Below are 12,608 nucleotides of genomic sequence, written 5' to 3'. Positions count from 1 at the left end.
GATGTCGGTGAGGGTCCGGGGGGCGGCCGGGGTCGGCGTGAGCGCGGAAGCGGTGATGGGAGATCTCCCTCGTGGGGTGGTGCCTGTACCCGGTCCTGGGCGTGGAGTGGTGCGAACTGACCGGGAGCGGTGAAACGCGCCTGGATGAGGCGGCGTCCGCTCCGGGGTGAAGACGCCCGCGGGTGTGGACCCGAGGCGGGCGTACATGTCCACTGTCTCACGTTTTGCGAGGTCCGGGGTGATGGCGGCGGCGAGGGGGTCGCGGTGCCCGTGCGGACGGCCGTCATCAGCGGTTCCGGCGGTCGATCGCGATCCAGTTGGTCTCCCACGTCGCTCCGCCGTCGCCGGAGAACGCCTGCTCGAACTTGGCCTGGTCGGGCCCTTGGCGGAAGACGAGGAAACGCACCTTGATCGGGCGGCCGCCGAGCTGGTCGTCGCCGAGGAACTCGCCCACGCCGTCGCGGAACCCGCCGAAGACCGCCGGTGTGAGGACGCCGTCGCGCATGCTCGCGAAGTTCAGGCTCCACCGTTCGGCCTGAGGTTCGTACAGCCGCAGGTTCAGGCCCTCGACGCGCCCGCTCGGGCCGGCGATCTTCAGCTCGACGACGTTCGCGCGCCGATCCATCAACGGACGCACGACGCTGGTCCCGCTGAACTGGAGCCATTCGTCGGCGGACTCCGACAACGGCTCGGCGAGCACGCGCACGGTGGTGCGCCAGCTGCCGATCTCCCAGTCGAAGTCGTACTGGCCGCCGGTGGTCTGCGAGGCGTTCCCGGAGGCGGCGGTCGCGGCCACCAGTGCGACGGAGAGGACCGCGACGAGGATTCGCTTGTGTGGCAAGGTCATGGCCTGACTATCGGAGCGGAGTGCGGCCATGGACAAGAAGGCACCTCCCGGTAACCCCTCGCGACCCAACCCGTTGCCCGGCTGCCCGATGGCCGCCGCCTTCGCCGCGATAGGCGGGAAGTGGAAGCTGACCCTGCTCTACTGGCTCGCCCACGGCGAGACCCACTTCGCCGGCCTGCGCCGCCGCGCCGCCCCGATCACGCCCAAGGTGCTGGCCGAGCAACTGCGCGAATTGGAGGCCGACGGACTCGTCGAACGCGCGGAGACCGGACCGGTGCCCGCACCCGTCCTCTACCGGCTCACGCCTTACGGGGTAACGGTTCTGCCCGTCGTCGAAGGGGTGAGGGTGTGGGGTGAGACCCACCTGCGGCGCTCACCGGGCGAGGCCTCTCCGGCCGTGCCGATGAGCTGCGCCGACCGCATCGCCTGAACCCGCTGTCACTCCTCCGTCGTCCGGACGGTGGTCAGCGAGGTGAGCCCGGACATCTCGAGGATCGGCGCGAGCAACGAGGTCGCGATCAGCTCGGCCCGCCCGGCGTGGGTGAACAGCACGCTCATCCCGGCGCTGTCGATGTAGTGCACCTCGGTGAGGTCGACGACCAGCGGTCCGGTGGTGTCCGCGAACGCGGCCGCGAAGGCCTCGGCGTTGCTCAGGTCGATCTCACCCACCGCCTTGATGGCGGACCTGCCCTGAGGGTCGACGGTCTTGGTCAGCGTCAGCGGTGTCGTCATCGAGAATCCTCACGTGCATCGTCACGGTGGTGCCGGATGGATCGGGGAGAATGGTGACTTCGTCCATCATCGTCTTCATGATCGAGGTGCCCCGGCCGCGTTTCGTCGCGGGGTCGGCGACCGGTGTCTTCCAGGTGCCGGTGTCGGCCACGGTCACGAGCAGCCCGGCGCCGCCCGCCGTCTCCACCCGGACCCGGACGTCCTCGCGCTTGGTGTCCCGGTAGGCGTGCTCGATGGCGTTGGTGCACGCCTCCCCGACGGCCAGCAGGACGCTCTGGGCGCGTTTCGTGGAGAGCCCGCACTGCCGCAGCCAGGTGCGCAACGTGTGCCGGGTGTCGCCGAGCTCGCCGGGCTCCGCGGGGAAGGTCATGTCCAGCGGGGCCGGATGCCGGTACAGCAGCAGGGCCACGTCGTCGTCGTAGCCCCCCTCCGGGGCCAGGGCGGCCATGACCTGCCCGGCGAGGTCCTCCAGCCCGCTCGCGCGGCCTTCCAGAACCGCACTCGCGGCCTTGTCGATGCCCTCGGTGAGCGAGCTGCGACGGCGTTCGACGAGCCCGTCGGTGTAGGTGAGCAGCGTGGAGCGCGGCGGCAGGTGGCATTCGGCCTCCGTGCGCCGCACGCCCAGCTTGACCGCGAGCGGGATGGAGCGGCCTCCTTCGAGGAGGTGGGTGGTGCCGTCGGGGAGCGCCAGGATCGCGGGCGGGTGCCCGGCGCTCGAGTAGACGAGGTGCCCGGTGGCGGGGTCGAGCACACCGCAGAACACCGTGGTGCACAACGCGCCGGGAACGCCGGCGGCGAAGTGGTCCAGTGCCATGAGCGCGCGTGCGGGTCCGGTCTCCTGCAGCATCAACGCACGGCAGGCGCTGCGCAGCTGGCCCATCACCGCCGCGGCGCTGAGGCCACGGCCGACGCAGTCCCCGACGACGATGCCGATCCGCTTGTCGGGCAACGGGAACGTGTCGTACCAGTCACCGCCGACCTCGAGCGGACGCGCCGCCGGTTCGTAGCGCACGGCGAACCCGCCGGGCAGGTGCGACGGACCGAGGATGGCCCGTTGCAGTGCCAGCGCCGTCTCCCGCTGCTGGTCGATCTGCCGTGCCCGGGACAGGCCCTGTGTGAGATGACCGGCCAGCAACGACAACAGCAGCTCGTCCTGCTCGGTGAAGTGGGTGTGCGGGCTCAGCCGCAGCCACAGCACCATCGGCCCGTCGGGGTGCTCGACGGTGACGGCGGTGCTGCCGTCCTCCAGGGCGACGGGGGTCAGCGCGCTGTGGTCCTTCAGCGCGGTGAGCGTCGAGCGCCTGCGGGCCGGCAGGTCGTCCCAGGCGATGTGTTCGGTGACGGTGGTGACCCACGGCGTCTCGTGGCGGCCGAAGACGGCGGCCAGCACCTGTTCGGACCGCCACAGGGTCTCCAGGTGCTCGAGCGCACCGGACAACGCCTCGGAGGCGCTGGTCGCGCGGGACAACCGCACGCTGAGCTCCGCGAGCGCGGCCTCCCGCCTGCGGGCGTGGTGGTCGGCGGTGACGTCGCGGAAGGTGCCGACCGTCACCGTGCGGCCGCTGTCCGGGTCGCGGGCGGGGTTCATCAGGGCGCTGACCCACAGCCTCCTGCCGTCGCGGTGCGTGACCGGAACGGTGTGGCTGCGCTGGTCACGCCCGGACCGGGCCTCGAACGCGGCGGCGAACTGGCGGTGCGCCTCGGGATCCGTCCGCTCGTCCGGCCACCACGGGTGCGGGACGGGGTAGGGCAGGCCTTCCGGCCCGTGACCGAGGATGTCGGTGAACGCGGCGTTGACCTCGACGACGGTGCCGTCGTCGTCGCAGACGAAGAACGCCTCCTGCAGTGAGTCGATCAGCGCGTCGCGCCAGCGGGCGTGCCGGCCGCGCAACCGGGAGAGGTCGACGTTCGCCCGCACCCGCGCCAGCAGGTCCGCGGCGGCGAAGGGCTTGACGAGGTAGTCGTCCGCGCCGGCCCGCAGTCCCTCACCGGACGCCTCCTGCCCGGCACGGGCCGACAGCAGCAGCACCGGCACGGCCATGGTGCGCGGGTCGGCGCGCAGCGCGGTGACCAGGGAGAGACCGTCCATGCGCGGCATCATCACGTCGCTGACCACGAGGTCCGGCGGGTGGGTGCGCGCCGTCTCCAGCGCCGCCTGGCCGTCGTTGACGGCACGGACCTCGTACCCCGCCCTGGCCAGCAGCCGGGTGAGGTACTCCCGCATGTCCGCGTTGTCGTCGGCGACCAGCACGGTGGCGGGCACCTGCGGTGCGACGCCGGCGGCCGCGGTGGGCAGCAGGTCCTCGGGGGCGGGGCCGGTGTCCGGCAGCCACCGCAGCGCCTCCTGCACGTAGGGGGCGGCGATGTCCGACACGGTCGGCGGCGCGGCCTCCTGCGACAGCGCCTCTGCGGGCAGGTGGTCCGTGCCGAACGGCAGCTCGACGGTGAAGCTCGTGCCCTCGCCCTCGGCGCTGTCGGCCCGGATGGTGCCGCCGTGCAGGTGGACGAGCTCCTGCACCAGCGCGAGCCCGATACCGCTGCCCTCCCTCGACCGGGACCAGCTGTTCTCGATGCGGTGGAACCGTTCGAACAGCCTGGGGATCTCGTGCCGCGGCACACCGACGCCGGTGTCGCTGACCGTCACGACCGCCCTGCCCGCGCCGGCCCGCACGGCGATGCCGACCGAGCCCTCGACGGTGAACTTGAGCGCGTTGCTCAGCAGGTTCAGCACGACCTTCTCCCACAGGCCGAGGTCGACGTGCACCGGCTCGGCCAGCGGGGAGCAGTCGATCTCGAAGTCCAGCCCCGCCTTCTCCACGGCCGAGCGGAAGACGCCGGCCAGCTCCGCGGTGGCGGTCGCGAGCTCGACGGGCTGGAAGTGCGCCTGCATGCGGCCCGCCTCGAGCCGGGAGAAGTCCAGCAGGGTGTTGACCAGCTTGCCGAGCCGCAGACCGTTGCGGTGGATGACTTCCAGCTCCTGGCCCGCCTGCGGGTCCGCCTGGCCCAGCCGGTCGCGCAGGTCCTGCAGCGGGCCCATGATGAGCGTGAGCGGGGTGCGGAACTCGTGGCTGATGTTGGAGAAGAACGCGGTCTTGGCGCGGTCGAGCTCGGCGAGCTCCTCGGCACGTCGTTGCTGGGCCTGGAAGTCGTGGGCTCCCGCGATGCCCGACGCGATGTGGCTCGCCACCAGGTCGACGAACCCGCGGTAGCCGTCGTCGAGCGGGCGGTGCCTGTTCAGGCCGGCGACCAGGAACCCGTGCGGTGCGCCGCCCGGCCGTTGCAGCGGCACCACCAGCGCCTGGGCGGGAGGCCTGGTCCAGTCGCCGCTGGGAAGACCGGCGAACCGTTCCCCGTCGAGGTCGACCACGACGGGGTCGCCGCCCATCACCGCCGCCACCGGCCACACCGCTGGGTCCGCGGGCGGGATCAATTCCGGCGCGACCGGATGCCCCGGCTCGATCCCCGTCGCCCCGGCCAGCCGGGCGTCATCGCCGTCGCAGAGGTAGATCAGGGTGAACGGGAGGTCCCGCCGGTTGCGTTCGAGCTGCGTGCAGCCGAACGCCAGCACCTCCCGCTCCTCGCGCGCGACGGTGGGATCCGAGCCGAGATCGCGCAGCGTCGCCATCCGCCGCTCACCTATGACGCGCTCGGTCTCCTCGCTGACCACGCACAACAACCCCGCCACGGCACCGTGCTCGTCACGCAGCGGACTGTAGGAGAAGGTGTGGTAGGTCTCCTCCGAGTACCCGGAACGCTCCAGGAACAGCAGCAGCGCCTCGTCCCAGGTCGCCCGTCCGGTGCTGAGCACGTTGTCGACCCTGGGCTCGACGTCCTCCCAGATCTCCGCCCACACCTCGGCGGCCGGCCTGCCCAGCGCCCACGGGTACTTGCGTCCCAGCGTGTTGCGGCGATAAGCGTTGTTGCAGAAGAAGGTCAGCTCCGGTCCCCACGCCAGCCACATCGAGAACCTGGACGACAGCAGGACCCTGACGGCGGTCTGCAGGCTCTGCGGCCAGGCGTCCGGCGGGCCGAGCGGGGTGGCGGCCCAGTCCACCGCGGCGAGGTCGCGGCCGATCTCCGGGTCCTCGGCGAACACGTCGGTGAGCACGGAGCGGTCGAGTTCGTGTCCACTGTCGTCATAGCGCCCCACCGACCGTTCCTTTCGCCACGCCGCGACATGCTGATCAGTCAAGGGTGCAGACACCTGGCGCGGGCTGCATGACGAGCGGCGAGGAGTGTGCGCCGCGACACCGTCGCGCACGTGAGGAAGATCCATGCGCGCTACCTCTGACGAAGCACGTCATGCGTGCTGAGCGTGGCCCGGTAGCCGAACAACAGCAGGGCGTGCACCAGGAACAGCCACAGCCCGAGCGCCGCCACCGCGCCGGGGACCGCCAGGCCACCGTAGGGAATCGCCCAGTCCACGGGGATCGCGAGGAACACCGCGAACCCGTGCAGGAAGCCCGTGAGCACCGCTCCCACGCCGACCCCGGCCGCGAGGACCGTCCTGACCGGCAGCGCGACCGGTCCGACGAACGCGAACACCAGGCCGACGGTCACGCAGATCGGGACCATGTCGAGGTGGAACGACAGCACGACTCCCAGCACCCGGGACCAGCCCCCGGCCTCGTAGAGCGGGCCGACCACCGAGGCGAACGCCAGCGGCAGCGCGACCAGCAGGGGCGCCAGGAGGAGCACGGGGAGGAACGCGATCCGCCCGGCCCAGCCGGTCCACTTCGTCGGCCGTTCCCCGGCCGCCTGGACGAGGCTGCGGCGGAGTCCTTCGCCGTAGAGCGACGCGGGGAACAGCGAGGCGGCGAGCAACAGCCACGAGGCGTTCGTCGCGGTCTCCGCCAGCTGGACGAGTGCGCCGGTGGCGTTGTGCGCCTGCGGCAGCGACCCGCCGACCGTTCGGGCGCCGTCGACCACGAGTTCCGGGCCGAAGAGCAACGCCACCCCGCGCAGCGCGATCAGCAGCAGCGGCACCAGGCCGAGCGCGGAGAAGAACGTCAGCCCGGCCGCCCACAGCAGGAGGTCCCGGCCGCGCAGCGCGCTCGACGTGGCCGCTGCGACGGCGCGGAGTACGTGCATGATCAGGACGTACCCAAACCTGCGTGAAGTCATCCATCGGCTTACCGTGGTGGCGTGACCGGTGACCAGGTGAACCCAGTCGACGGCTGGTCCCGGCTGCACGGCGAGGACGTGTCCGCGAACAGGCTCGTCGTCGGCTGGCTGCGTCTCGTGCACGCGCTGGCCCGTCCGCTGGACCGCGTTCACCCCGACGTGTTGTCCCTGGCCGGTGTGGTGGTCGCGGGAGGCGCGGTCGCCGTCGCCGCCGCGGGTGGGCGGTGGGCCCTGCTGGCGCTGCTGCTGGTGGTGGCGACCGGAGTCCTCGACGGACTGGACGGTGCGGTCGCCCTGCGCACGGGCCGGGCGCGGCCGCTGGGAGCCGTGGTGGACGCGGTCGCCGACCGGCTGGCCGATCTGTTGCTGCTGCTCGTCCTGCTGGTGCTCGGGGCCGAGGCCTGGCTGTGCACCGCCATCGGGGTGGCGGTGCTGCTGCACGAGTACTCGCGGGCCAAGGCCCAGGCCGTCGGCATGACCTCGGCGGGCGCGATCACGGTGGCGGAACGCCCGATCAGGGTGATCGTGGTCGCGATCGCCTGTGCGGGAACGGGACTGGCGCCGGGTGGCACCCCGGGTACCGGGTGGGGCTGGGCCGTCGTGTCGGCCCTGGTGTGGGCGGCGTGCGCCGTCGCCGGGTTCGGTCAGCTCGCGGCCGGCATCCGCCGCGAGCTCGCTGGCCGGCCGTGGACGGGGCCGTTCGCGTCAGGCCGGACCGATCATGCGGGCGACGATCCGCGCTGACATCGCCACCAGCGGCAGCCCGCCGCCGGGATGGGCCGAGCCGCCGACGAGGAACAGACCGGGGACGGGAGCGCGGTTGGCGGGCCGGAGCAGTGCCGCCCGCGGTCCGTTGGACGAGGATCCGTAGATCGACCCGCCGACGGCTCCCGTGTCCCGCGCCCAGTCGGCCGGTGTGCGGATCACGCGCCAGCGCACCCGGTGCCGCACGTCCAGCCCGCGATCGGCCATCACCCGCAGAACCCTGTCCGCGTAGGAGTCGGCGAGACCCGGCGCGGTCCAGTCGACGTCGCCGTGGCGCGGCGCGTTGACCAGCACGAACCACGCCTCGTCCCCGTCGGGTGCGACGGCTGGGTCGTCCGGTGCGCACACGTAGACCGCCGGATCCGGTACGGGTCGCGGGTGGCGGCCGAAGAGGGAGTCGAACTCGGCGTCGTAGTCGGAGGGGAACAGCACGCGGTGGTGGACGGGATCCTGGGATTTCCCCCGCAGCGCGAGCAACAGCACGAAGCCCGACAGCGACGGCTGGGTCTTGCGCAGCATCCGGTGTGGACGGTGGGAGCGCCGGTCGGCGAGCAGGTCGCCGTAGAGGTGTTCGGCGTCCACATCGGACACCACGACGTCGGCGGACCGCCGTTCCCCGTCCCTCAGGCGCACGCCGGTGACCCCGCCGCTGCCGGAGTCGATGGCGGTGACGGTCTCGCCGAAGCGGAAGTTCACGCCGAGGTCGACGCAGCGGCCGTACACGGCGTCTCCGAGCCCGCGCAGCCCACCACGCACGTACCAGCCGCCGAACCGCTGCTCGATGAACGGGATCACCGTCATCAACGCGGGCGTGCGGCGTGGGTCGGAGCCGCTGTAGGTGGCGTAGCGGTCGAGGAGCATGCGCAGCCGCGGATCAGTCAGCCGCCGGTCGCCCACGCCGCGCAGCGTGCGCCACGGCGCGATCGCCATCAGGTCGCGGACGCTCGCCGACCGGCGCAGCAGATCGCGCACGCCGTTCAGCGGGTTCTGCAGCACCGGTTCGCCGACCAGGTCCCACAACCGTTCCGCGTCGGTGAGCACCGCCCGCCACTGCCGTGCCGCCTCGGGACCGAACGCGTCGGTCAACGTGGCGTCCACGTGCTCCTCGGCGTGGGGCATGTCGAGCTCGGAGCCGTCGGGGAATCGGTAGCGGCAGGTCGGCTCCACCGGCACGATCTCGACCAGGTCGTCGAGCGGTGCGCCGGTGGACGCGAAGAGGTCGCGGTAGACGTGGGGGAGCGTCAGCAGCGACGGTCCGGTGTCGAAGGTGAACCCGTCGCGCTGCAACGTGCCGAGCTTGCCGCCGTGGCCGGAGGCCTGCTCGTACACGGTCACCGCGTGCCCGGACCTCGCCAGCCGCGCGGCCGCGGCCAGTCCGCCCATGCCCGCGCCGATCACCGCTACCCGTGCCATGTCAGCTGCTCTCCCGCAACGATCGGCCCTTCCAGTGCAGCCGCCCCGCCCGCCGGGCTCGCCACGACCGTGTGATCAAGGTCAGCAGGACACCCACCGACACGGGGTGGGCGAGCGCGTCGGGCCACACCCGTCCACCGGTGTGCCGCGCCGTCACGACCCTGGTGAGCACACCCGCCGCATACCCGACGGCACCGGCGCGCGATCCCGTGAGCGCGGCCATCGGCGGCAGGACGTACAGCCACGCGAGCACGACCGACAGCGCCGCGGCGGCCACCGGGCTACCGGTGGCCGACCACAGCGACTTCTCGTACCCGTCCCGGACCTCCGCCCAGTCGTCGTACATCCGGCAGGCCGCCACCGTGCTTCCGTCGACGACCACGCCGCGGCCGCCACTGCGCTTGACGGCCCGCATCAGCGCGATGTCGTCGAGCACCGCCGTGGCGATCCCCGCGAAGCCCCCGCTGCGGTGGTAGGCCGCGGTGTCCACGACGAGGAACTGCCCGTTCGCCGCGGACAACGACGGCCTGGGGGAGCGTTCGGCCAGTCGCAACGGCAGGAACACCAGCCAGGACCACTGCAGCAGCGGCTGGACCAGACGCGCCCCGGCCCCGTCGGCGAGCTGGCGCGGGAACGGCGACACCACGTCGAGGTCGTTCTCGCGCAACAACGCGACAGCCGCGGCGATCGCATGGGGCGCGAGAACCACGTCCGCGTCGACGAACACCAGCACGTGACCCTCTGCCAGCTCGGCCAGCTGCGCGCAGGCGTGGGGCTTGCCGGGCAACCCGGCCGGTGGCGCACCGCCGGTGACCACACGCAATCGTGGGTCGTCGCTCGCCACCCGGCGCACCTCGTCGGCGGTGCCGTCGGCCGAGCCGTCGTCGAGCACGATGATCTCCAGCTCGGGCACACCGCGCTGGGCCCGCAGCGACCTGATGGTCGGTGCGATCCGGTGCGCCTCGTCCCGGGCCGGCACCAGCACCGACACCTTCTCCCGGCACTGCGGCGGATCAGCGTCCGGCACCCGCATCAGCCGCGCGTTCACCAGAGCGTGCGCTGCGGCCACAACAGAGCCGACGGCGGCAGAACGCACCGCCGCGCCAAGAAGTCCCCTCACCGATGTGCCCGCCACAACGTCCACGCGAACGGCACCGCCACCACTCCCATGAGCAGACCAGCGACCAGGGACACCGTGGGCCGGCCGAAGAACGCGGCGTGCGCCCACACCGACGAACCGTAGGTCCACAGGTACAGCACCGGAGCCGGTCCCGCCCGCAGGTCGAGCTCCCTGGCGACGCGCGGAGCGCCCACGCTCCAGTGCAGGGCGGTGATCATCAGCACCGCGACCAGCAGCCAGCCCGCGTAGTTCGTCAGGGGGACACCGTCCACACCGGGCAGTGCCGGGCTGGGATCGGCCCACACCCAGTGCCCGGCGTCGACCATCTGCGGATCCAGGAAGACGTCCCACGACGCCAGAGCCCACGCGCCGATCATGACGACCAGCCAGGCCGGGCGGTCCACCCGCAACCGGGCCGCGAGCGCCCGGCCGACGAGCAACGCGGGCCAGCACATCATCACCCACGCCAACGCCACCACCACCGGCACACCGACGACGTCCAGGCCGAGCGAGCCCGTGTAGCGGTAGTCCCCGAACGGAAAGCCCGTGTGCACACCGATGGTCTCGGCCACCAGGCCGCCGCCTCCGGCGATCGCGACCAGCAGGCCCGCCGCGCGCGGCCCGAAGCGGGCCAGGGCGTCGCACACCGACGCCACCGCGAACGCGATCACCGACGCCACCGTCGTGAAGAGCCTGGCCTCCGGCTCGGTCATCGAGTAGACGATCTGCGCCAGCACGACGAGCGCACCGCAGATCCACGCCACAGCGCGCAAAGCACCGGCGGACTTCCGCACCGCGACGCTCGCAGCACCACGTTCCACGCCGACGTTCACGCAGACCTCCGCCGGCGCGCGGCCGCGCGCAGGAGCGGGACACGGCCTTCGACCGGAACCGTCCAGAGGTCGGTCCCGGTCACACCCCAGCGGCCGAGCAGCTGGTTGGCGGCGGCGAAACCGGTCGTGGCGGCGCGTTCCATCAACGCCACCGGCAGGTCGATGCGCACGAGATCTCCCGCCAGCACGAGGAAGTCGTCCGGCGTGCTGACGCGCGGCCTGTGCTCGTAGCCGCCAGCGGGGAACAGCGGGCAGTCGGACCGCCACTCGTGCCGCTCGTCGACCACGGTGGCGCCCTTGGTCTCGGGGTAGACCTCGGTCAGCTGCTCCCAGAGCCGCAGCCGGGCCTCCCGTTCGTCCACATCGGACGGCATGGCGTAGCCGTGCAGCTCCACCACCGAACCGCCGGTGCGCGCCGCCCAGGCCCTCGCCTCGTGTTCGTAGTGGTCGAGCACGCTCACGTTGTCGAGCAGGTCGTATCCGCTGGTGCCGATGAAGCCGGGCCGGTCGACCGGCCGGTCCAGCCAGTACCGCGACACCAGGAACGGTGGTGCGGTCCGCAACGCGGCCACCCGGGCACGCCAGTCCGCATCGCCCAGGTCCGGTGAGGACCGCACGATCCCGTGCAGTCCTTTCACGTCGGCGGCGAGCACCACGGCGTCGGCGTCGACCACGCCGTCGCCGGTGGTGACGGTGAAACGCCTTGCCCCACCCCGTTGCACCGACTCCACGTCCACGCCCGTGCGCACGTCGGCGCCCAGGTCGGTGAGGCGCTGGCCGAGCGGGTCCCACAGGCCGTGCGGGAACGGGTCTGCGGCGACGTCGAAGAGCAGGCCCTCGTTCGAACCGAGGAAGTAGATGTGGAACATCACCGCGAGCTCGGCGGCCGACATGTCCCGCGGATGCGCGAAGAAGCTGCGGGAGAACACCTCGAACGCGAGTGCGTGCGCGGCCTCAGGGAACCGCACGCGTTCCAGGTACTCGGCTGCGTCGATGCCGTCGAGCTCCTCGTAGACCCCCGGCACGGACACGTCCAGCAGCTTCAGGGCCGCCTCGGGGTTCATGTCCGGCAGGTCGCGCCAGCGGAACGTCGGGCTGCGCCGCAGGAACGCCAGCACGTTCCACGGTGCCGTCGTCGGCATGCCGGCGAAGGAGTCGCGGTCGCCCCGCGCGTGCCACAGCGGGTAGTCGGCCATCGGGGTCAGCGCGCGGCCGTCCGGGTCGACCCGCCTGAGCAACGCGCGCAGGTTGTAGTACTGCCGGAAGAACGCGTGGAACCCGCGGGTCATCGTGACCTCGCTGCCGTCCGCCAGGCGTGTGCGCCACCCGCCGACCCGTCCGCCCAGATAGGACTCGCGTTCGTACAGCACGACCCGCGCGCCGCGCTCCGCGAGCAGCGTGGACGCCGCGAGCCCCGCGATGCCGCCGCCCACCACGGCCACGACCGGCACGTGGTCGCCGAACCCCGGACGTCCCGCGGGTGCGGGAATGCGCACCGCCTTGCGATCCTTCATGGTCAGGCTTCGCGGTCCTGGTCGACGGCGATCACGCCGAGCACGTCGTCGAGCGACTCGTACAGGCGATCCGGAACGGCGTGCAACGCGTGCACGGTGTCCTCGTCGGCGTTGTTGCGCGACGCGTGGTCGACCAGCTGCCCCTTGTCCGCCGGGTAGGTCACGTCGGCCAGTACGTTGCGCAGCCGGTCGACCGTGGTCGTGTCGCTCATCGTTCTCCTTCAACTCGGCTTCTGACGCCTCCGGTTACCCGCGCTTCC

Annotated in this window: 11 protein-coding genes; 2 read left to right on the top strand and 9 right to left on the bottom strand. The window is 72.2% G+C overall.

The window, feature by feature from the left end; all coding sequences use genetic code 11:
• Nucleotides 1-286: 286 nt before the first annotated feature.
• Complete coding sequence (locus DFR72_RS02170) at nt 287-847, bottom strand: hypothetical protein (RefSeq protein ID WP_090064279.1); 561 nt, start codon at nt 845-847, stop codon at nt 287-289.
• A 28-nt stretch (nt 848-875) separates the two neighbouring features.
• Here DFR72_RS02170 and DFR72_RS02165 point away from each other — a divergent pair, with 28 nt between their 5' ends.
• Complete coding sequence (locus DFR72_RS02165) at nt 876-1,277, top strand: winged helix-turn-helix transcriptional regulator (protein WP_245982432.1); 402 nt, start codon at nt 876-878, stop codon at nt 1,275-1,277.
• An 8-nt stretch (nt 1,278-1,285) separates the two neighbouring features.
• Here DFR72_RS02165 and DFR72_RS02160 read toward each other — a convergent pair whose 3' ends face one another.
• The 3 genes from DFR72_RS02160 to DFR72_RS02150 form a co-directional block, all read right to left on the bottom strand.
• Nucleotides 1,286-1,579, bottom strand: a complete 294-nt coding sequence (locus tag DFR72_RS02160; RefSeq protein ID WP_090064281.1) for an STAS domain-containing protein — start codon at nt 1,577-1,579, stop codon at nt 1,286-1,288.
• A complete protein-coding gene (locus DFR72_RS02155) occupies nt 1,509-5,729 on the bottom strand; it encodes a SpoIIE family protein phosphatase (protein WP_245982431.1) in 4,221 nt (1,406 codons plus the stop codon). Before DFR72_RS02155 ends, DFR72_RS02160 begins: the two co-directional genes overlap by 71 nt.
• A gap of 131 nt (nt 5,730-5,860) precedes the next feature.
• On the bottom strand, nt 5,861-6,670 hold the full coding sequence (locus DFR72_RS02150; protein ID WP_170176095.1) for a YhjD/YihY/BrkB family envelope integrity protein: 810 nt from the start codon (nt 6,668-6,670) through the stop codon (nt 5,861-5,863).
• A 54-nt stretch (nt 6,671-6,724) separates the two neighbouring features.
• Here DFR72_RS02150 and DFR72_RS02145 point away from each other — a divergent pair, with 54 nt between their 5' ends.
• Nucleotides 6,725-7,447, top strand: coding sequence for a CDP-alcohol phosphatidyltransferase family protein (locus DFR72_RS02145; RefSeq protein ID WP_245982430.1), 723 nt, complete (start codon nt 6,725-6,727; stop codon nt 7,445-7,447).
• On the opposite strand, the gene DFR72_RS02140 is transcribed toward DFR72_RS02145, so the two are convergent.
• From DFR72_RS02140 to DFR72_RS02120, 5 genes are read right to left on the bottom strand one after another with little or no spacing between them, the layout of a single operon-like run.
• The gene (locus DFR72_RS02140) at nt 7,409-8,881 is read right to left on the bottom strand and encodes a phytoene desaturase family protein (RefSeq protein ID WP_090064284.1); all 1,473 of its coding nucleotides are present in this window, start codon (nt 8,879-8,881) and stop codon (nt 7,409-7,411) included. The two genes, DFR72_RS02145 and DFR72_RS02140, sit on opposite strands and share 39 nt — an antisense overlap.
• 1 nt (nt 8,882) lies before the next feature.
• A complete protein-coding gene (locus tag DFR72_RS02135) occupies nt 8,883-10,001 on the bottom strand; it encodes a glycosyltransferase family 2 protein (protein ID WP_245982429.1) in 1,119 nt (372 codons plus the stop codon).
• Nucleotides 9,998-10,834: a carotenoid biosynthesis protein gene (locus tag DFR72_RS02130; RefSeq protein ID WP_245982428.1), complete on the bottom strand. Its 837-nt coding sequence runs from the start codon at nt 10,832-10,834 to the stop codon at nt 9,998-10,000. The genes DFR72_RS02135 and DFR72_RS02130 overlap by 4 nt, the downstream gene beginning before the upstream one ends.
• A complete protein-coding gene (locus tag DFR72_RS02125; protein ID WP_090064285.1) occupies nt 10,831-12,348 on the bottom strand; it encodes an FAD-dependent oxidoreductase in 1,518 nt (505 codons plus the stop codon). Before DFR72_RS02125 ends, DFR72_RS02130 begins: the two co-directional genes overlap by 4 nt.
• A 2-nt stretch (nt 12,349-12,350) precedes the next feature.
• On the bottom strand, nt 12,351-12,560 hold the full coding sequence (locus DFR72_RS02120; protein WP_090064286.1) for a DUF2795 domain-containing protein: 210 nt from the start codon (nt 12,558-12,560) through the stop codon (nt 12,351-12,353).
• Nucleotides 12,561-12,608: the final 48 nt, after the last annotated feature.

The sequence above is a fragment of the Lentzea flaviverrucosa genome (genome assembly GCF_003350445.1).
Lineage (GTDB): Bacteria > Actinomycetota > Actinomycetes > Mycobacteriales > Pseudonocardiaceae > Lentzea > Lentzea californiensis.
This window is presented reverse-complemented; position numbering and strand designations above follow the sequence as displayed.